This is a genomic window from Phenylobacterium sp. T106, assembly GCF_057219735.1.
This window is the reverse complement of the sequence record NZ_JBXVWA010000008.1, coordinates 94,506-111,726: the sequence shown is the minus strand read 5'-3', so window position 1 is coordinate 111,726 and position 17,221 is coordinate 94,506. Positions and strand designations below refer to the sequence as shown.

The following is a 17,221-nucleotide window of genomic DNA, read 5'->3' as shown; positions in this document are numbered from 1 at the left end:
GCGAGCGCTTCACCTGTCCTGCTGGAATCGAAATGACGACGATCACGCCGCTCGCCATCCCCGACGTCCTGCTTATCACGCCCAAGCGTCATGGCGATGCGCGCGGCTGGTTCGCCGAGACGTGGAGTCATAAAGCGCTCTCCGGCACGACGGCCGACACGACGTTCGTGCAGGACAACCAGGCCTTCAGCGCCGCGAAGGGCACCCTGCGCGGCCTGCATTTCCAGCTGGCCCCGAACGCGCAGGGCAAGCTGATCCGGGCGCTGCGGGGCGCGATCTTCGACGTGGCCGTCGACATCCGCGCCGGCTCGCCCACCTACGGGCAGTGGGTCTCGGCCGAGCTCACCGCCGAGGGCGGCGAGCAGCTGTGGGTGCCCCGCGGCTTCGCCCACGGCTACTGCACGATCACCGACGACTGTGAGATCTTCTACAAGGTCGACGGGCCCTACGCCCCGCAGAGCGAGGGCGGGATCATCTGGAACGACCCGGACCTCGCGATCCCCTGGCCGGTGGCGGGCGAGCCGATCCTCTCCGGCAAGGACCAGGTCCTGCCCCGCCTGAAGGACCTGGGCCCCGTCGCTTTCTGAAGGGCTGCTCTCTACCGGGCTGTCATCCCGGTTTCGCCGCAAGGCGAGGACCGGGACCCATACGCGCCCGATGGCGGAGGCGGCCCGCGGCGTCGCCGCCGCGCCTCGCTGATCTAGAGATCCCCGTGGTACGCGGGCGCGGAACCCGGCATCACAGCGGCGTCCACTCCTCCTGCACCCCGGCGTCGGGCTCCTGGGCCAGACGCGCGGCCCGCAGCGACGCGAACCTCTCGGCCGGCAGCAGCCGCGACAGCGCCCAGACCGCAGCGCCCCGCACCAGCGGGACCGGGTCGTCCAGCAGCCGCTCGGCCTCCGCCGCCAGCCTCGGCTCCCCCGAGTTGCCGAGGGCGTAGAGGACGTTGCGGACGAAGCGGTCGCGGCCGATGCGCTTGACAGGGCTCTTGCGGAACAGCTCGCGGAACGCCGCATCGTCCAGCCGGGCCAGCTCGGCCAGGGTCGGCGACCGCAGCGCCGCCCGCGCCGCCAGCTTCTGTTCGCGGGCGGTCGTCGCGAACTTGTTCCACGGACAGACCGCCAGGCAGTCGTCGCAGCCGTAGATGCGGTTGCCCAGGGCCTCGCGGAACGCCCGCGGGATCGGGCCCTTGAGTTCGATGGTCAGGTAGCTGATGCAGCGCCGCGCATCGAGCTGGAACGGCGCCGGGAAGGCGTTGGTGGGGCAGACGTCCAGGCACGCCCGGCAGGTCCCGCAGGTCGTCGGCTCGGGCGGGTCGGGCGACAGCTCCAGCGTGGTCAGGATCGAGCCCAGGAACAGCCACGAGCCGAACTCGCGGCTCACCAGGTTGGTGTGCTTGCCCTGCCAGCCGGCGCCGGCGCGCTCGGCCAGGGGCTTCTCGAGCAGGGGCGCGGTGTCGACGAACACCTTCAGCTCGCCGCCGAACCTGTGCTTCAGCCAACCGCCCAGCCGCTTGAGCCGCCCCTTGATGACCTCGTGATAGTCGTCGCCCTGGGCGTAGACGCTGATCGCGCCGCGGTCGGGCCGGGCCAGGACCTCCAGCGGATCGCGGTCGGGGCCGTAGTTCACGCCCAGCACGATCGCCGAGCGCGCGCCGGACCACATCGCGCGGGGGTGCCGGCGCCGCGCGGCGGTCTCGGCCATCCAGGCCATTTCGCCGTGGCGCCCGGCGGCCACGAAGTCCATCAGCCGCTCGCCGGCCGGCCAGGCCTCGTCGATGTCGGTGAAGCGGCAGAGGTCGAAGCCGAGGCCCAGCGCCTCGGCGCGGATCAGGTCGCGCGGGTCCGGGCTGGCGCGCTCAGAAATCGAGGTCGTCATAGTGCCCGGCCGGGTGCAGCCCCGGCCAGCGGTCCGACAGGAGCGGCCGGAACGCCGGCCGCGACTTGAGCTTCATGTACCAGGTCTTCACCGCCGGGAAATCGCGCCAGGGCATGTCGCCGAAGTAGTCGATGACCGATATGTGGGCCGCCGCGGCGAAGTCCGCCAGCGACAGGCGCTTTCCGGCGAGCCACTCGCGCGCCTGCAGCAGGTCGTCCAGCATGAAGAGGTGCGACTTCAGCCCGTCGCGCCCCTGGCGCAGGTTCGACAGGTCGGGCGGGCCCAGGCTGAGCAGCCGCTTCTCGATCTTCTCGTGCAGGATGTAGGCCGAGGCCTCGAACTCGAACTTGCGGTCGAACCAGGTGAGCAGCCGGCGCGCCTCGGCCCGCTCGGCAGGGTCCGCGCCGAGCAGCGCGGGGTCGGGATAGGTCTCCTCGAGATGGTCGAGGATGGCGCGGGTCTCGCAGAGCACGAGGGGCTGGCCCCCGCCCTGCGGCGCCTCCACCAGCACCGGCACCATGCCCGACGGGTTCAGCCGCGTGAGCTCCTTCGGCCGCTCCCAGTAGCGGGTCGGCGCGTCGGCGAACGCCAGCCGCTTCTCGCCCAGGGCGAGCCGCACCTGGCGCGAGGCCGGGTCGAGCGGGAAGTGATAGAGGGTGCGGTCGATGGTCATGGCGGCTTCTGGCGGCGCGCTTCCATAGGCGAATCAGAAGGCGACCAACAGACGCCGCGGGGATTAAGGGCGCGTTTACTGTGTCGCGGGCGGCGGCTTGAGCCAGATCAGGCCCCTCCCGGCGGGTCGGTGTAGACTGCGGCCATGCTGGGCATGGTGCTCAAGACGCCCCGCCATCCCCTCGTGGCCGAGGCGCTGCCGGACCCGGAGCCGGGACCGGGGGAACTGCGGCTGCGCATCCGCGCCTGCGGCGTGTGCCGCACCGACCTCCACATCGCGGACGGCGAGCTCGAGCCGCGCCGCGCCGGCGTCATCCCCGGGCACGAGATCGTCGGCGTCGTCGACGCGATCGGGCCGGGGGTGACGGGCGTCGCCGTCGGGGAGCGACGTGGCGCGCCCTGGCTGGGCGGCGCCTGCGGAACCTGCCGCTACTGCCGCGAAGGCCGCGAGAACCTCTGCGACGCGCCCGAGTTCACCGGCTGGACCCGCAACGGAGGCTACGCCGAGGCCGTCGTGGTGCGCGCCGACTTCACCTTCCCGCTGCCCGAGGGCCTGTCGGACGTCGACGCCGCGCCGCTGCTCTGCGCCGGCCTGATCGGGTTCCGCGCCTGGCGCATGGCCTGCGAGGGCGGCGGCGTGCAGCGGCTCGGGCTGTACGGCTTCGGCGCGGCTGCGCATCTGCTGGCCCAGCTGGCCATCCACGAGGGCCAGGCCGTCTACGCCTTCACCCGCCACGGCGACGAGCCGGCCCAGCGTCTGGCGCGCGAACTCGGCTGCGTCTGGGCCGGGCCCTCCGAGGCGCGCCCGCCCGACGAGCTGGACGCCGCCATCCTGTTCGCCCCGGTGGGAGACCTGGTCCCGCTGGCGCTCGCGGCGGTGCGCAAGGGCGGGTCTGTGGTATGCGGCGGCATCCACATGAGCGACATCCCGCGGTTCGCCTACGACCTCCTGTGGGGCGAGCGGCGCCTGGTGTCGGTGGCCAATCTCACCCGCCAGGACGCCATCGACTACCTGCCGCGGGCGGTGGCGGCCAGCGTGCGGGCGCACGTGACCGCCTATCCGCTGGCCGAGGCCAACGCCGCCCTCGACGACCTGCGCGCCGGCCGCGTGGTGGGCGCCGCCGTCCTGACGCCCTAGCCCGGCCTCAGGCCGCCTTGCGCGGCATCGAGCCCACATAGACGCTGGCGGGCCGGATCAGGCGGCCGCCGGCCAGCTGCTCGCGGGCGTGGGCCAGCCAGCCGGCCACGCGGCCCATGGCGAAGACGCAGGTGAACGCGCTGGGCGGAAACGCGAGCGCCTCCAGCAGCAGCGCCGTGTAGAACTCGACGTTGGTCTGCAGGCTGCGGCTCGGCTTGCGCTCGCGCAGGATCGCCAGGGCCGCCGCCTCCACGGCCTCGGCGAACTCCAGCCGCCCCTGGCGCGCGTCCAGCCAGCGCACGGCCTGCTTCAGCGCGTCGGCGCGGGGGTCGCGGACCTTGTAGACCCGGTGGCCGAAGCCCATCAGCCGGTCGCCCCGGTCCAGCGCCTGCTCGATCCAGGCGCGGGCGTTCGCGGGCTCGCCGATCTCGTCCAGCATGTCGATGATCGGCCCCGGCGCGCCGCCGTGCAGCGGGCCCTTCAGCGCGCTGATCCCGGCCAGCACCGCCGACGTCAGCCCCGCGCGGGTCGAGGCCACGACACGCGCCGCGAACGTCGAGGCGTTCAGGCCGTGGTCACTGACCGTGACGAGGTAGGTGTCCAGCGCGTCCGCCTCGGCGTCGCCGGCGGGCGCGCCGCGCAGCATGCGCAGGACGTCGGCGGCGTGCCGCAGCGCGGGGTCGGGCGCCACCGGGGCTTCGCCGGCTTGCGCGCGGACCACCGCGGCGGTGAACACGGCCGGGGCGGCGACCAGGCGAAGGGCGGTCCCGGCGTCGTCGCCGTCGGCCAGCCGCGCCGTCAGCGCGCGCATCGCCTCGATGGGCGCGCGGTCGAGCAGCCCGGTGTCCAGCGCGGCGACCTCCGCGAAGACCTGGGCGCGGGCCCGGCCCAGCGCGGCCGGGAGATCCGACGGCAGGTCGTCGTAGAAGCCGCCCAGCAGCAGGGCGACGAGGTCTTCGTAGCGCGTGCGGCCGGCCAGTTCGTCGAGCGAGTAGCCGCGGATGATCAGGCGCCCCGCGGCGCCGTCGACCTCGCTCAGCACCGTGTGGGCGGCGATCACGCGCTCCAGTCCGTCGGAGCCGTCGGTCAGCGGTTCGGTCATGGCTGTCTCCATCTCTCTTGTAAGGCGACGGAACAGCTGCGAAGCTAAGGCGTCAATCTTGATCAATATGATCAATATAAATGCCCCAGACGGACTGGATCGCCGCCGATGACGCCTGCGCCCGCCTGAAGGTGCGGCCGCAGACGCTGTACGCCTACGTCAGCCGTGGCCGCGTCAGCGTGCGGCCTGACCCTGGAGACCCCCGCCGCAGCCTCTACCGGGCGGCCGACATCGTCGCCCTGACCGAGAGGAAGAGCCGCAGCCGCAAGGTCTCGGACGTGGCGGCGGGCGCGATCAGCTGGGGCGAGCCCGTGCTGGCCTCGGAGATCACCACGGTGCAGGGAGGCCGCCTCTACTACCGGGGCCGCGACGCCATCCGCCTGGCCGAGACCGAGACCCTCGAGGCGGTGGCGCGGCTCCTTCGCGGGGGCCATGGCGCGGCGCTCAAGCAATCCGACCGCCCACGGCCGCCCCAGGCGGGCGACATGCGTAGCCGGGCGTTCCTGGCGCTCGCGGCCCGCGCGGCGGCCGATCCTCCCATGCGCGGGCGCGCGCCTCTGGCGCTGGCGGTGGAGGCGGCCACCCTGCTCGACGTCCTGACCGACGCCGTGGCCGGGGCGGTGGGCGGCGGGCCCATCCACAACCGGCTGGCGATGGCCTGGGGCCAGGGGCCGGGCGGGCCGGGGGCCGACCTCATCCGCCGCATCCTGGTGCTCGTGGCCGACCACGAGCTGAACGCCTCGGCGTTCGCGGCCCGGGTGGCCGCGTCCACGGGCGCCAGCCTGTCCGCCGCCGCCCTCGCGGGGCTGGCCACGCTGTCGGGCCCACGCCACGGCGGGGCCACCGCGGCGGTCCGCCGCTTCGTCGCCGAAGCCGACGACCTTGGCCCGCGCGCGGCGATCCAGGCCCGGCTGGCGGATGACAGGGCCCTGCCCGGCTTCGGCCACAACCTCTATCCCGACGGCGACCCGCGCGCGGCCGCCCTGCTGGAGCGCTTCGCCCCGCCCGAGCCCCTCGCGCGCCTGCAGGCGCTGGTGGAGGCGACGACCGGCCAGGCCGCCAACGTGGACTTCGCCCTGCTCGCCGCCTGCGAGGCCCTGAGGCTGCCCGACGACGCGCCGTTCGCCCTGTTCGCCGTCGCCCGCTGCGCCGGCTGGATCGCCCACGCCATAGAGCAGGGCCAGTCCGACGCCCTGATCCGTCCGCGGGCGCGCTACGTGGGGCCCGAGCCCATGACGGACTGACCACCGCCCCGGGCGCTTTGAGATCGGCAGATTCGCAGCCTATGGTCCGCGCCTGCGAAGCGGAGAGGTTTTCGTGCTGCCGGATTGGGTCTACGCGGTCATTCTCGGCGTCATCGAAGGCCTGACGGAGTTCATTCCGGTCTCCTCCACGGGGATGATGCTGCTCGCCAAGCAGGCGATGGGCCTGCCCAGCGGCTTCTGGGACACCTTCGCGGTGATGGTCCAGCTGGGCGCGATCCTCGCGGTGGTCGTGCTCTACTTCCGCAAGCTCTGGGACCAGGTCGTGCGCCTGCCGACCGACCCCGAGGCGCGCAAGTTCGCGCTCACCGTGATCGTGGCCTTCATCCCCTCGGTGGTCCTGGGGCTGCTGTTCCACGACTTCATCAAGGCGGTGCTGTTCGACAGCCCCATGGTGCAGTGCATCTCGCTGATCCTCGGCGGGATCGTGCTCCTGTTCATCGACCGCATGGCGCCGCCGCCGGTCGAGCACGACCCGTTCCGGCTGACCCTGAAGCGCGCGCTGGCCATCGGCCTCTTCCAGGTGCTGGCGATGATGCCGGGCGTCTCGCGCTCGGGCGCCACCATCGTCGGCGGCATGCTCTTCGGGGTGGAGAAGCGCGCGGCGGCCGAGTTCACCTTCTTCCTGGCCATCCCGACCATGCTGGGCGCCTTCGTGCTCGACGCCTGGGAGAGCCGCGACCAGCTCACGGCCGAGACCCTGCCCCTGATCGGCATCGGCTTCGCCGTGTCGTTCGTCGTGGCGATCGTGGTCATCCGCACGATGCTGGCGGTGGTCACCAGCCGGGGGCTCGCGCCCTTCGGCTGGATCCGCATCGCCATCGGCAGCGCCGGGCTGGCGCTGCTGACGTTCGGCTGAGGCTCTAAAGACCCTCGCCCGTGGCGAGCCAGCGGGCGCAGGCGGGGCCCAGTTCGGCCACGGCGCGCCGCTCGTAGGCCGCGCTTTCGGCCGGCGTGAGCACGTCCTTCCAGCGGCCGTTCACCCCCTTGTTGATGAAGGCGTCGGCGCCGCGCTCCCAGGGATCGCCGCCCAGCGGCGCCACCTTCGGCGCATTGGCCTTCATCCAGTCGAAGGTGCAGTGCCGGACGGCGTCGACCCACTCGGCCGGGGTGAGCTCGATCTCCAGGAACTCGGCGACCTTCCGCATCTCGCCCTCGAGATCGGCCTTCAGGTTCGCGAAGTGGAGCAGCTTCACATTGGCCTGGTCGCGCAGCGCCCACCAGGTGGCGGTGTTCTCCCAGAAGGGCCAGAACGGATGCCCGTCGCGCGCCAGCCAGGCCTCGAAGTAGCGGCGGATGTCGGGATCGGCCGGGCCGAACCGCTCGCCCACCAGGGGCCCGGGGGCGTTGTTGAACAGGTCGTAGATCTCCGGCCGGAAGCCCGAGTGGTGGTTGTGCATGCTCCACACCACGTCGCGCCCGTCGCGGGCGACGTAGAGGTACTTGGCGCGGTTCGACATCGAGAGCGCGTCGGCCGGCAGGTGGGTTTTGATGATGCGGCGGTGCGCCTGGGTGCGGACGACGTCGCGCACCTCCTCGGGCACGATGCGCATGTCCCACCAGGGCGAGATGGCGCTCACCGAGACGTCCGGGTCGCCGCGGAAGATCAGCTGCGCACAGATCTGCTGCGTCCAGGTCGTGCCCGACTTGGCGTAGCTCGCCACGATCACGTCGTCGTCGCGGAACTGGAACCCGTCCCAGTAGGTCGAGTCCATGTGGTGGTTCTGGAATTCGCGCGCCTTGCGCGGCAGGTCGAGTAGTGCGGATTCGGACACGTCAGGCTCCTCTTGAGCCCAATTTACTTTCCGCGGCGTCGCCTGGATGTCGGCGATCCTGCAGACCGGTGCTGCAGGGTTCAGGAACCGGCGAGCGCCCGCGCCTCCTGGTCGGCGTACTGGCCCCCCCGGCGGTAGGTGTAGAGGTAGGTCGGCAGCACCGCCTCCAGCGTGGTGGGCGTGACGCCGAGCTCCGCCAGGCCGGGGAAGCGCCCGCTCGCCACGTTGTCGACGCGCAGGCTTTCCACCTGGTCGGCGGTGACCGGCGGCGGGATCAGGAACGAGGCGAAATCCCCGACCGCGCCCAGGGCCCGCGCCACCGGCCACGGCGTCGGGACCAGCAGCCGCCGCTGTCCCGTCTCGGCCAGCATCATCTCCATGAGCTCGCGGAAGCTGTAGGCGGCCGGACCGGCCAGCTCGTAGGTCTGGCCCGCCGTGGCGGCGTCGCCCACGATCCGCGCCAGGGCCTGGCCCACGTCGCCCACGAAGACGGGCTGGAAGCGCGTGCGCCCGCCGCCGATCAAGGGCAGCGCCGGCGAGAACTGGGCCATGGTCGCGAAGCGGTTGAAGAAGCCGTCGCCCTGGCCGAACACGATGGACGGCCGCACGATGGTCGCGTCGGGATAGATGGCCCGCACGGCCGCCTCGCCCTCGCCCTTGGTGCGCGCGTACTTCGAACCCGCCGCAGGATCCGCCCCGATCGCCGAGACCTGGACGAAGCGCTCCACGCCCTGGGCGCGGGCCGCCTCGGCCACGTTCTTCGCCCCCATGACGTGCAGCGCCTGGAAGCCCTGGCGGCCGGTTTCGTAGAGCACCGCCACCAGGTTCACCGCCGCGGCCGCGCCCTCCAGCGCACGCTCCAGCGAGGGCTTGTCCCGCACATTGGCCTGGACCACGTCCACCTGCCCCACGTCGCCCAGCAGGCGCATCTTGTAGGCGAGGTTCGGATTGCGCACGGCCACCCGCACGCGCCAGCCGGCCTTGGCCAGATACCGTACAGCCTGGGAGCCCACGAAGCCGGAGCCGCCGAACACGGTGACGAGGTTCTGCATGGGCGCGGGATTAGACGATGCGGCGCGCCCTCGCAATGGAGGCCGTTGACCCCGTCGGGGCCTTGCCATATGTAGCCGCCTCCCGATCCGACGGACCGGGCCCAGGTGGCGGAATTGGTAGACGCGCTGGTTTCAGGTACCAGTGGTTAATAGCCGTGGAGGTTCGAGTCCTCTCCTGGGCACCACCGTCGGGGACGGGGGCTCCTAATGCATCCTGAAGCGGATCGGCACGGCCTTCGGGCCGCACACGAAGCTGGCCTCCATCCGGCGCGGCTGCCCGTCCAGTTCCACCGACTCCAGCCGGGCGAACAGTTCCTCCCAGAGGATGCGCATCTCCATGCGGGCCAGGTGCTGGCCCAGGCAGACGTGGGCGCCGTAGCCGAAGGCCACGTGCTTGTTCGGCGTGCGGGTCACGTCGAACTCGAAGGGCCGTTCGAAGACGGCCTCGTCCCGGTTGCCGGACGGATAGCTCAGCATCAGCCAGTCGCCGGCGGCGATCTTCCGCCCGGCGAGCTCGGTGTCGGCGGTGGCCGTGCGCATGAAGTGCTTCACCGGGGTCTCCCAGCGGATCGATTCCTCGATCAGCCCGCGGATCAGGCCGGGGTCGGCCTTCACGGCCCGGAACTGCGCCGGGTTCTCGGCCAGCGCCCACAGCGCGCCGGCCGTGGTGCTGGAGGTGGTGTCGTGGCCCGCGGTGGCGGCGATGATGTAGTAGCTCATCGCCTCGAGGTGGCCGAGCGGCTGGCCCTCGATCTGCCCGTTGGCGATGACGCTGGCCAGATCCTCCCGGGGCTTTCGCCGCCGGTCCTCGGTCATCTCGTTGAAGTAGGTGATGAAGTCGGCCACCGTCCCCTGCAGGGCCGCCAGCGCCTGGTCGGTGTCGTCGGTCCGCGCGCCGGTGCGGTTCAGCTCGGGGTCCGAGCTGCCGAAAAGCTCCTGGGTGAGCTTGAGCATCCGCGGCTCGTCGCACTCGGGCACGCCCAGCACCTCCATCACCACGTGCAGCGGGTAGAGGAAGGCCACGTCCTTGGCGAAGTCGCAGCGGTCGCCGTGGGCCGCCATCCGGTCGACGAAGCCGCGGGCGATCTCGCGGATCCGCGCCTCCAGCGCCCGCAGGCTCTGCGGGGCGAAGAACGACTGGGTGAGGCGGCGGTAGGCGCCGTGGTCGGGGTTGTCCATCTGCACCAGCGATCGGACCAGGTGCGGCGAGCCGCCCATCATCGCGCGAACCTTGCGGTCGGCCTCGATGGTGGTGAGCACGGTCGAGCGGTCGCCGTTGTGGAACAGGTCGTTCTTGAGCTCGACCTCGCGGATGTCGTCCTGGCGGGTCACCACCCAGAAGGGATCGAAGCCCTCGGGATGCGCCACGTCCAGGGGCGCCTCGCGGCGCAGGGTGGCGAAGGCCTCGTCGATCGGCGTCCAGGCCGAATAGGCCTTGGGGTCGATGATGGTGCGGGCGATCTCCTGCGGGATCATGGCGGGGTCCTCGTGAGCGGGCGTCGTCGGAAGCCCAGCATGCCGCGCGCCGCGCCGGAAATGACAGGGATCAATGCGGGCTCGCCGGGCGGCGCGGTTCTGATGACGCCATGAGCGACGCGCCGTACAAGACCTGGCAGTGCCGCACCTGCGGCTACCTCTACGACGAGGAGGCGGGCGACCCGGCCGAGGGCCTGGCGCCGGGCACGCGCTGGTCCGACCTGCCCGACACCTGGATCTGCCCCCTGTGCGGCACGCCGAAGTCGGACTTCGACATGGTGGAGATCTGACCCCCTCCCATTGGACGGGGCGGGCGAGGGTTCCCGCGCCCCTATCGGGGCGGCGGCGGATCATCTAAACACGGGCCGACGGCGGCGGAGTGTTTCGGCGAAGTGGCGACCCACGTTCATCCAGGTGACCTGCCGGCGGGCGCGCTGGCCGGGGCGACGGCGGTGGCCATCGATTCCGAGACCATGGGCCTTCGCCTGGGCCGCGACCCGCTCTGCGTGGTGCAGTTGTCGGACGGGAACGGAGACGCCCATGTCGTTCAGTTGGACCGCGCCGGCTACGACTGCCCGAACCTCAAGCGCCTGCTGACCGATCCGGCCGTCACCAAGATCTTCCACTTCGGCCGCTTCGATATCGCCATGTTCTGGCTGCATCTGGGCGTCGTGACCGCGCCCGTCTACTGCACCAAGATCGCCTCGAAGCTGGCCCGCACCTACACCGACCGCCACGGCCTGAAGGACGTGACGAAGGAGCTGCTGGGGGTGGACCTGTCCAAGGCCCAGCAGTCGTCCGACTGGGGCGCCGCGACGCTCAGCGAGGACCAGGTGGCCTATGCCGCCTCGGACGTGCTGCACCTGCACGCGCTCCGCGCCCGCCTCGACGAGATGCTGATCCGCGAGCGGCGCGACCACCTGGCCCGCGCCTGCTTCGACTTCCTCCCCCACCGCGCGCTCCTCGACGTCGCGGGCTGGGAGGACGTCGACATCTTCGCCCACTCATGACGCGCCGCCCGCGATGACCGCCCTCTCCGACAGCAGCCTCCCCGAACCGCGGCGCGCCGACTTCGAGCGCTGGCGCCGCCGCTCGCGGCTGATCCGGACGCTGCGCATCGCGCTGCCGGCCCTGATCGCGCTGATCTTCGCCGGCCTGATCGGCTCGGTCGCCTGGTCCACCTTCAACGCCCAGCCGCGCACCGCCCGCGCCGGGGACGAACCCATCCGCCTGATCAACCCGCGCTTCGTCGGCCGGGACGACAAGGGCCGCGCCTTCGTGCTCACCGCGGACAGCGCGATCCGCGATCGCCTGGACTACAGCCGCGTGATCCTGCGCAAGCCGGCGCTGGTGCTGGACGAGGGCGGGCCCGAGCAGATGCGCATCAACGGCGCCGACGGGGTGTTCCACGAGCAGAACGGCAAGCTGGAGCTGTCGAACGGCGTGCGCATCGAGGACGCCAAGAACAGCTTCAACACCGCCGCCTCCCTGTTCGACACCAAGACCGGCGAGGTGGTCGGTTCAGGGCCCATTCAGGGCGCAGGGGGCCTTGGAGAAATCCGCGCGGAGTCCTATGGCGTGTACGGCAAGGGTGAGACCATGGTCTTCAAGGGCGGCGTGAAGACCCGGCTCGAGACGAAGAAGTAGAAGCATGCGCATGAACGTGGTCCTGACCCCCGTCCTCCTCGGTCTCGCGCTCGCCGCGGCGCCGCTGGCGGCCGCCTCGGCCCAGGGGCTCGGCCCCGACTCTGACGGCAAGCCGATGGACATCACCGCCGACGAGCTGGAGGTGCAGAACAAGGCCTGCGTCTCCACCTGGCGCGGCAAGGCCGAGGCGCTGCAGGGCTCGGCCCGGCTTCGCGCGAACGTGATCCGCGCGGTGTTCGCCACCAAGCCGGGCGCGAGCGGCGGCACGGGGACCGGGGCCTGCGGCGACCTGATCCGCATCGAGGCCGAGGGCGACGTCTACTACGTGACCTCGAAGGACCAGCGGGTGCGGGGCGACAACGGCGTCTACGACGCCAGCTCCGAGACCGTCACCCTGACCGGCGACGTCGTGGCCGTGCAGGGCCAGAACGTGCTGCGCGGCAGCCGCATGGTGTTCAACTCCACGACCGGCGAGGGCCGCATGGTGGGCACGGCCACGGGCCGCAACGCCCAGGGCCGGCCGCGGGGCGTGTTCTACCCCTCCAAGAAGAACCAGACGGCGTCGAAGTGAACGCGCTCTCCCGCGTGAAGGGCCGGGCCCGACAGCCCCAAGGGGGCGAGCCCGCCGGCGGAGGCCGGGGCGCGCGCGGCGCCATCCCCACCGAAGGCCTGGTGGTCGACAACGTCGGCAAGTCGTTCCGCGGCCGCTCGGTGGTGAAGGGGGTCTCCCTGCGGCTGGGCCGCGGCGAGGTGGCCGGGCTGCTTGGTCCCAACGGCGCCGGCAAGACCACCACCTTCTACATGATCACCGGCCTGATCCCGGCCGACTACGGCGCCATCTACCTCGACGGCGAGAACATCACCGCCCAGCCCATGTACCAGCGCGCCCGCATGGGCGTGGGCTACCTGCCGCAGGAGACCTCGATCTTCCGCGGCATGAGCGTGTGGGAGAACGTGATGGCCGTCGTCGAGCTGCGCCAGCGCGACGCGAAGAAGGCCCGCGAGACCGTGACCCAGCTCCTCGAGGAGCTGCACATCGGGCATCTGAAGAATGCGCCGGCCGTGTCGCTCTCGGGCGGCGAGCGGCGGCGCGTGGAAATCGCCCGGGCGCTGGCGTCCGAGCCATCGTTCATGCTGCTGGACGAGCCCTTCGCCGGCATCGACCCCCTGGCCATCGCCGACATCCGCGAGGTGATCAGCTACCTCAAGCAGCGCGGCATCGGCATCCTGATCACCGACCACAACGTTCGCGAGACGCTGGACATCATCGACCGCGCCTCGATCATCCATGCCGGCGAGGTGCTGTTCGAAGGGTCCCCCGACGAGATCGTGGACGACCCGGAGGTGCGGCGCGTGTACCTGGGCGATCGCTTCACCAGCTAGCTTCGCGCCCGCCGCCGGGGCGCGGTCAGCCGGACGGGAGAGCGGGCCGGCGCGTCACGCGCCGTCGGGGCGCGGGTCGGCCGCATCGTCGCGGGCCTGGGTGACGGCGAGCGGCAGGAGCGCCGAGCAGGCGACGCACATGAAGCCCATCGCCTCAGGCGCGCGCCCGCGCCAGCGCGCGGAATCCGGGTCGGCGCGGATGCGCACGGGCCGCACGCTCGCCAGTCGGGCCCGGCAGGTGGGGCAGACGGGGGTCGTCACGCGCCGGTCGGCCGGCGCGGCGCGGCGAAGGCGAAGCGCAGGCGCACGTCGCCAGGCGCGGCCAGGGGCCGGGCCAGATCGCAGTAGCCGAGTTCGAGGATGTCGGGCGTGTCCTCCTCGATCGAGGCGTCGTCGTCGACCCAGCCGCCGCCGGGGACGGCGTGGCGCGAACGGACCTCCAGGCGGCAATCGACGTCCTGCGCAGGGATCTCCAGGCGCTGGTCGATGTCGGCGCCTCCGATATGGGACCCGAAGCTCGCGCGGGCTTCGCCGGTCGCGACGGACAGGACGCGGATGTCCCAGCGATGTGCGCCGAAGGCGCGACGGGCGCTGGCGGTCATGCGGACGCCCGCGCCGGCGGGCAGGTCGATGGCGTGGGTCATGACGGGTCCTCGCCGGCTTCGGCCGGGACGGACCCCTCGGCGATGCGGCGGGCCACCGCCTGGGCGTGCGCGGTGCGCTGGTCTTCCCAGGCGGCGAGCTCGAGCCACGCCGCCTCGGCGGCGCGCTGGCGCTCCTGCACCTGGGTCAAGGGGCTGGCGTCGGCCAGACTGCCGGCGTCACGGGCGCGGCTGCGGTAGTCGTCGGCCCGGAGTTCGCTCTTGAACGGGCCGCCGGGAGCGGGGGATTCGAGGGGCAGGGTCATGGCGTCAGACCCGCGTCCGCCGACCGGCGAGGGCGAAGGCGAGCGGAACCATGGCCGAAGCCAGGACAAGGGCCGCGGAGGCGGCGAACAGCAGGGACATGGGTCTCTCGGAGGGCGCCGCGTCGGGAGTGTTCGACCGCCTGGCTCGACGGCACAGGGCCGACGGCGCACCAACCCTAGATGGGGCCGCGGAGGCCGCGGCGCCAGGGGCAGGGGCCGCCGGAGGCGCTCTACGCCCGGTGATCGAGCGCGTGTCGGGGCCGAAGCGCTCCGTTCGTCGTTCCGCCATGCAGGCGGCGCGCGGCCGTCCGGAACGCAGGAGGCGCAGGTGCGGGTGATGGTGCTGGTGAAGGCCACCGAGGACAGCGAGCGCGGCGGCCCGATCGACCCGGCCATGATGGAGGCGATGGGCCGGTTCAACGACGAACTGCAAGCCGCCGGCGTGCTGCGGACGGGCGCCGGCCTCAAGCCTTCGTCGGCGGGGCGGCGGGTCGCCTTCGACGGGGCGTCGCGGACCGTGACCGAAGGCCCGTTCGGCCCGCCCGGCGAGCTGGTGGCGGGGTTCTGGCTCTGGGACGTGGCGGACATGGACGAGGCGGTGGCGTGGGTCCGCCGCTGCCCGAACCCCATGCCGGGTCCCAGCGTCATCGAGATCCGCCCGCTGTACGAGCCGGAGGATTTCCAGACGGGCCCCTGACGGCGCCGACGGCCCCTCGCCCGACGAGCTTCTCCATGTCGGCCGCAGTGCGTTCGACTTGGGCGTGAGCGGCCTGCCGCGGAGACCTCGATCGCTCTTCCCGGTTCGCCGGTCGGCGCCAGGACGCCCCCCGCCTGAAGGGTCCCGGTCACGGCGCCCCCCAAACGGCGATGGCCAAGGTGGGCCCCGGACGTACGGTCCGTGCGGCACGCGCGACGTCCTGCGCGTCCAAGCAGAACTGGGGCTTTCGATGACCTATGCGTTCAAGATCGCGGCGCTTGTGGCCGCCTCGACGCTGGCCGCTGCGCCGGCCTCCGCCGCCATCCAGTGGACGACCGGCCCGGGGGCCAACGGCCACTGGTATGAGCTGGTCTCCAGCTTCGTGACGTTCGACACCGCGCTGGCGGCCGCTGAACTGGCGACGCCGATCGCGGGGTATGACGCCCACCTGGCGACCGTCACCTCCGCAGAGGAGAACGCCTTCATCTTCAATAACGTGTTCAGCGGCCTGGTCTGGTTCGCCGGCAGCGATGCGGAGGTGGAGGGCGTCTGGAAGTGGGTCGCGGGTCCCGAAGCAGGCACGATCTTCCGAAATGGCTTCGTGCAGCCGCCCGGGACCTATGCGAACTGGCACGCCGGCGAGCCCAACAACGCGGGCGGTGAGGACGCGCTCACCGGCTTCTACTTCGGCGGGCTCACCTGGAACGACCAGTGCGTCTGCGCCACGAACCGCTATGTGGTGGAGTACTCCGGGTCGGGGCCCATAGGGGGCGGCGTGCCGGAGCCGTCGAGCTGGGCGCTGATGATCCTGGGCTTCGGCCTCGCGGGGCGCGCGGTTCGCACCGGCCGGCGGCGCGCCTTCGGCCGGACCGCCTGAGACGACGAACCGGCGCAACTCAGCGCGTCGCCGTCGCGGGCCTGAGGTCCGCCAGGATCTTCTCGGGCAGAGCGGGGGCGGCGCGACGGGCGCTGCCCCGGCCGCGACCCAATCGGCGTGTGGCCCAGGGCTCCTGGGCCCACGACCTAGACCGGCTTGTGTCCTGCCACAGCGAGCGAGTGCGCGCGACGACGGCGGATGACGGCGCCGATGGCGCCGAACCCGATGATCATCATGGCCCAGGTCGCCGGCTCGGGAACGGCCGTCTGGACCCGCTCGGCGAAGCTCGTGACCGACAGGCCGCCGCCGGAGAAGTTTCCGAGGCGCACCTCGCCGTTCTGCACCAGGTCCCGGGCCACCACCGAGCCCTCGATGAAGTTGTTGAACTTGAGCTCGGCGTTGGGGGCGAGCACCGAGCCGTACCAGCTCTTCGAGCCGAAGTTCACGCTGGTCGCTTCGTAGAAGTTCCAGACGACCTTGGAGCCCAGCCCGGAGGCCGCGTTGAAGTTGATGCTGCCCGGCAGGGTGATCTTCGAGCCCGCCACGTTCACGATCACCGCGTCGTAGAGGAGCGGCGCCGAGAACTTAAGGTTGCTGCGGCCCTTCAGCAGGGTCTCGATGTCGCTGATCGCGAACACCGCCACCCCGCTTCCGGCGCCGGCGTTGAAGACCACGTCCTGGGCGTTGGGCGTGGACACGAAGTGGGTGGCGGACAGGTCTGCGAAGTACTCCGACGTCGCCGTCAGCTCGGCCGCGTAGTCGGCGGCGATCGCCTCGAGGCTGTCCTGCAGGCCCGCCTGCGAATGGTCGCCGGCGTGCTTGACGCCGTTCGAGGTCTTGATCGTCCCGCCGTAGTAGATGTGCTGGGCGTTGGTCTGTTCGACGTTGCCGTCGGCGTAGACCGACCCCGTCCCGGCGTTGATCTTCTTGGCGTTGCCGTCGACGTAGGCATTGCCGCCGCCGTTGAGGTTGGCGCCCGAGTCCAGGTTGCCGCCCACCTTCACGGCGCCGCCGCCCTTGATGTTCTTGGCCGAGCCGGTGACGTCGCCCGCCACCGTCAGCGCCACGCCGCCGGACTGGCCCGCGCCGGTGAGGTAGTTCGACGAGGAGCCCGAGAGGTTCCCGCCCACGAAGGTGCGGCCCTGCACGCTCGACGAGGACTTCAGGTCCTTGAGCGCGATCAGGTTGAACTCGCGCATGGCCTCGAGGCCGCCGTTGATCTCGGCCGCGTTCTTGGCCTGCGGCAGGGGGCCGGCGATGGCCACGCCGGCGCCTGCCAGGACGAGCCCGGCGGACAGAGCGGAAAGGGTCAGAGCAACACGCATCTTCAATACCTACGCACCAGCTAGGTTAAG

21 protein-coding genes and 1 tRNA gene are annotated in these 17,221 nt (G+C 71.8%); 12 read left to right on the top strand and 10 right to left on the bottom strand.

Going from position 1 to position 17,221, the window contains the following annotated elements; all coding sequences use genetic code 11:
- Positions 1 to 32: 32 nt before the first annotated feature.
- Positions 33 to 587 (top strand): dTDP-4-dehydrorhamnose 3,5-epimerase, encoded by a 555-nt coding sequence (rfbC, locus tag AC2D8W_RS17505; protein WP_484672601.1) that lies wholly within the window; start codon positions 33 to 35, stop codon positions 585 to 587.
- Between the two features lie 151 nt (positions 588 to 738).
- On the opposite strand, the gene queG is transcribed toward rfbC, so the two are convergent.
- Together queG and fzlA are read right to left on the bottom strand one after the other, a co-directional pair.
- Complete coding sequence (gene queG / locus AC2D8W_RS17500; protein WP_484672600.1) at positions 739 to 1,878, bottom strand: tRNA epoxyqueuosine(34) reductase QueG; 1,140 nt, start codon at positions 1,876 to 1,878, stop codon at positions 739 to 741.
- On the bottom strand, positions 1,859 to 2,551 hold the full coding sequence (gene fzlA, locus AC2D8W_RS17495; RefSeq protein ID WP_293479589.1) for an FtsZ-binding protein FzlA: 693 nt from the start codon (positions 2,549 to 2,551) through the stop codon (positions 1,859 to 1,861). Before fzlA ends, queG begins: the two co-directional genes overlap by 20 nt.
- A 144-nt stretch (positions 2,552 to 2,695) precedes the next feature.
- On the opposite strand from fzlA, the gene AC2D8W_RS17490 reads away from it, so the two are divergent.
- The gene (locus AC2D8W_RS17490; protein WP_484672599.1) at positions 2,696 to 3,688 is read left to right on the top strand and encodes a zinc-dependent alcohol dehydrogenase family protein; all 993 of its coding nucleotides are present in this window, start codon (positions 2,696 to 2,698) and stop codon (positions 3,686 to 3,688) included.
- A 7-nt stretch (positions 3,689 to 3,695) separates the two neighbouring features.
- Here AC2D8W_RS17490 and AC2D8W_RS17485 read toward each other — a convergent pair whose 3' ends face one another.
- The gene (locus tag AC2D8W_RS17485) at positions 3,696 to 4,790 is read right to left on the bottom strand and encodes a citrate synthase/methylcitrate synthase (RefSeq protein WP_484672598.1); all 1,095 of its coding nucleotides are present in this window, start codon (positions 4,788 to 4,790) and stop codon (positions 3,696 to 3,698) included.
- An 80-nt stretch (positions 4,791 to 4,870) separates the two neighbouring features.
- Here AC2D8W_RS17485 and AC2D8W_RS17480 point away from each other — a divergent pair, with 80 nt between their 5' ends.
- Complete coding sequence (locus AC2D8W_RS17480) at positions 4,871 to 6,034, top strand: citrate synthase (protein WP_293479594.1); 1,164 nt, start codon at positions 4,871 to 4,873, stop codon at positions 6,032 to 6,034.
- Positions 6,035 to 6,110: 76 nt separating this feature from the next.
- Complete coding sequence (locus AC2D8W_RS17475) at positions 6,111 to 6,911, top strand: undecaprenyl-diphosphate phosphatase (protein ID WP_484672702.1); 801 nt, start codon at positions 6,111 to 6,113, stop codon at positions 6,909 to 6,911.
- A gap of 4 nt (positions 6,912 to 6,915) precedes the next feature.
- On the opposite strand, the gene AC2D8W_RS17470 is transcribed toward AC2D8W_RS17475, so the two are convergent.
- Positions 6,916 to 7,827, bottom strand: a complete 912-nt coding sequence (locus tag AC2D8W_RS17470) for a sulfotransferase domain-containing protein (RefSeq protein ID WP_484672597.1) — start codon at positions 7,825 to 7,827, stop codon at positions 6,916 to 6,918.
- Between the two features lie 80 nt (positions 7,828 to 7,907).
- Complete coding sequence (locus tag AC2D8W_RS17465; RefSeq protein WP_484672596.1) at positions 7,908 to 8,879, bottom strand: complex I NDUFA9 subunit family protein; 972 nt, start codon at positions 8,877 to 8,879, stop codon at positions 7,908 to 7,910.
- A 99-nt stretch (positions 8,880 to 8,978) separates the two neighbouring features.
- Here AC2D8W_RS17465 and AC2D8W_RS17460 point away from each other — a divergent pair.
- A tRNA-Leu gene (locus AC2D8W_RS17460) sits at positions 8,979 to 9,064 on the top strand.
- Between the two features lie 19 nt (positions 9,065 to 9,083).
- Here the strand turns inward: AC2D8W_RS17460 and AC2D8W_RS17455 are convergent.
- Positions 9,084 to 10,355 carry a cytochrome P450 gene (locus AC2D8W_RS17455; RefSeq protein WP_484672595.1) on the bottom strand — a complete coding sequence of 424 codons (1,272 nt, stop codon included), beginning with the start codon at positions 10,353 to 10,355 and terminating at the stop codon, positions 9,084 to 9,086.
- Between the two features lie 110 nt (positions 10,356 to 10,465).
- Here AC2D8W_RS17455 and AC2D8W_RS17450 point away from each other — a divergent pair, with 110 nt between their 5' ends.
- The 5 genes from AC2D8W_RS17450 (at position 10,466) to lptB (ending at position 13,385) form a co-directional block, all read left to right on the top strand.
- Positions 10,466 to 10,645, top strand: coding sequence for a rubredoxin (locus AC2D8W_RS17450; protein ID WP_484672594.1), 180 nt, complete (start codon positions 10,466 to 10,468; stop codon positions 10,643 to 10,645).
- Positions 10,646 to 10,747: 102 nt separating this feature from the next.
- The gene (locus tag AC2D8W_RS17445; protein ID WP_484672593.1) at positions 10,748 to 11,365 is read left to right on the top strand and encodes a ribonuclease D; all 618 of its coding nucleotides are present in this window, start codon (positions 10,748 to 10,750) and stop codon (positions 11,363 to 11,365) included.
- Between the two features lie 13 nt (positions 11,366 to 11,378).
- Entirely contained in the window at positions 11,379 to 12,002 is a 624-nt protein-coding gene (gene lptC / locus AC2D8W_RS17440) for an LPS export ABC transporter periplasmic protein LptC (RefSeq protein WP_293482307.1), read from the top strand.
- A 10-nt stretch (positions 12,003 to 12,012) separates the two neighbouring features.
- Entirely contained in the window at positions 12,013 to 12,573 is a 561-nt protein-coding gene (locus AC2D8W_RS17435) for an LptA/OstA family protein (protein ID WP_293482308.1), read from the top strand.
- A gap of 83 nt (positions 12,574 to 12,656) precedes the next feature.
- The gene (gene lptB, locus AC2D8W_RS17430) at positions 12,657 to 13,385 is read left to right on the top strand and encodes an LPS export ABC transporter ATP-binding protein (RefSeq protein ID WP_293482324.1); all 729 of its coding nucleotides are present in this window, start codon (positions 12,657 to 12,659) and stop codon (positions 13,383 to 13,385) included.
- A gap of 54 nt (positions 13,386 to 13,439) precedes the next feature.
- On the opposite strand, the gene AC2D8W_RS17425 is transcribed toward lptB, so the two are convergent.
- The 3 genes from AC2D8W_RS17425 to AC2D8W_RS17415 are packed head-to-tail and all read right to left on the bottom strand — an operon-like array spanning position 13,440 to position 14,292.
- Positions 13,440 to 13,646: a hypothetical protein gene (locus AC2D8W_RS17425; protein ID WP_484672592.1), complete on the bottom strand. Its 207-nt coding sequence runs from the start codon at positions 13,644 to 13,646 to the stop codon at positions 13,440 to 13,442.
- The gene (locus AC2D8W_RS17420; RefSeq protein ID WP_484672591.1) at positions 13,643 to 14,029 is read right to left on the bottom strand and encodes a hypothetical protein; all 387 of its coding nucleotides are present in this window, start codon (positions 14,027 to 14,029) and stop codon (positions 13,643 to 13,645) included. Before AC2D8W_RS17420 ends, AC2D8W_RS17425 begins: the two co-directional genes overlap by 4 nt.
- Positions 14,026 to 14,292 (bottom strand): hypothetical protein, encoded by a 267-nt coding sequence (locus AC2D8W_RS17415; RefSeq protein WP_484672590.1) that lies wholly within the window; start codon positions 14,290 to 14,292, stop codon positions 14,026 to 14,028. The genes AC2D8W_RS17420 and AC2D8W_RS17415 overlap by 4 nt, the downstream gene beginning before the upstream one ends.
- Positions 14,293 to 14,629: 337 nt before the next feature.
- On the opposite strand from AC2D8W_RS17415, the gene AC2D8W_RS17410 reads away from it, so the two are divergent.
- Both AC2D8W_RS17410 and AC2D8W_RS17405 read left to right on the top strand, forming a co-directional pair.
- Positions 14,630 to 14,989: a YciI family protein gene (locus AC2D8W_RS17410; RefSeq protein WP_484672701.1), complete on the top strand. Its 360-nt coding sequence runs from the start codon at positions 14,630 to 14,632 to the stop codon at positions 14,987 to 14,989.
- Between the two features lie 250 nt (positions 14,990 to 15,239).
- Entirely contained in the window at positions 15,240 to 15,866 is a 627-nt protein-coding gene (locus AC2D8W_RS17405; protein WP_484672589.1) for a PEPxxWA-CTERM sorting domain-containing protein, read from the top strand.
- Positions 15,867 to 16,012: 146 nt separating this feature from the next.
- Here the strand turns inward: AC2D8W_RS17405 and AC2D8W_RS17400 are convergent, their stop codons facing one another.
- Positions 16,013 to 17,191 carry a collagen-binding domain-containing protein gene (locus tag AC2D8W_RS17400; protein WP_484672588.1) on the bottom strand — a complete coding sequence of 393 codons (1,179 nt, stop codon included), beginning with the start codon at positions 17,189 to 17,191 and terminating at the stop codon, positions 16,013 to 16,015.
- Positions 17,192 to 17,221 lie beyond the last annotated feature (30 nt).

What these genes read in the sequence shown, in the direction of transcription:
- rfbC (WP_484672601.1), top strand. Translation starts at nt 33, where the DNA reads ATGACGACGATCACGCCGCTCGCCATCCCCGACGTCCTGCTTATCACG.
- queG (WP_484672600.1), bottom strand. Translation starts at nt 1,878, where the DNA reads ATGACGACCTCGATTTCTGAGCGCGCCAGCCCGGACCCGCGCGACCTG.
- fzlA (WP_293479589.1), bottom strand. Translation starts at nt 2,551, where the DNA reads ATGACCATCGACCGCACCCTCTATCACTTCCCGCTCGACCCGGCCTCG.
- AC2D8W_RS17490 (WP_484672599.1), top strand. Translation starts at nt 2,696, where the DNA reads ATGCTGGGCATGGTGCTCAAGACGCCCCGCCATCCCCTCGTGGCCGAG.
- AC2D8W_RS17485 (WP_484672598.1), bottom strand. Translation starts at nt 4,790, where the DNA reads ATGACCGAACCGCTGACCGACGGCTCCGACGGACTGGAGCGCGTGATC.
- AC2D8W_RS17480 (WP_293479594.1), top strand. Translation starts at nt 4,871, where the DNA reads ATGCCCCAGACGGACTGGATCGCCGCCGATGACGCCTGCGCCCGCCTG.
- AC2D8W_RS17465 (WP_484672596.1), bottom strand. Translation starts at nt 8,879, where the DNA reads ATGCAGAACCTCGTCACCGTGTTCGGCGGCTCCGGCTTCGTGGGCTCC.
- AC2D8W_RS17455 (WP_484672595.1), bottom strand. Translation starts at nt 10,355, where the DNA reads ATGATCCCGCAGGAGATCGCCCGCACCATCATCGACCCCAAGGCCTAT.
- AC2D8W_RS17450 (WP_484672594.1), top strand. Translation starts at nt 10,466, where the DNA reads ATGAGCGACGCGCCGTACAAGACCTGGCAGTGCCGCACCTGCGGCTAC.
- lptC (WP_293482307.1), top strand. Translation starts at nt 11,379, where the DNA reads ATGACCGCCCTCTCCGACAGCAGCCTCCCCGAACCGCGGCGCGCCGAC.
- AC2D8W_RS17435 (WP_293482308.1), top strand. Translation starts at nt 12,013, where the DNA reads ATGAACGTGGTCCTGACCCCCGTCCTCCTCGGTCTCGCGCTCGCCGCG.
- AC2D8W_RS17420 (WP_484672591.1), bottom strand. Translation starts at nt 14,029, where the DNA reads ATGACCCACGCCATCGACCTGCCCGCCGGCGCGGGCGTCCGCATGACC.
- AC2D8W_RS17415 (WP_484672590.1), bottom strand. Translation starts at nt 14,292, where the DNA reads ATGACCCTGCCCCTCGAATCCCCCGCTCCCGGCGGCCCGTTCAAGAGC.
- AC2D8W_RS17410 (WP_484672701.1), top strand. Translation starts at nt 14,630, where the DNA reads ATGGTGCTGGTGAAGGCCACCGAGGACAGCGAGCGCGGCGGCCCGATC.
- AC2D8W_RS17405 (WP_484672589.1), top strand. Translation starts at nt 15,240, where the DNA reads ATGACCTATGCGTTCAAGATCGCGGCGCTTGTGGCCGCCTCGACGCTG.
- AC2D8W_RS17400 (WP_484672588.1), bottom strand. Translation starts at nt 17,191, where the DNA reads ATGCGTGTTGCTCTGACCCTTTCCGCTCTGTCCGCCGGGCTCGTCCTG.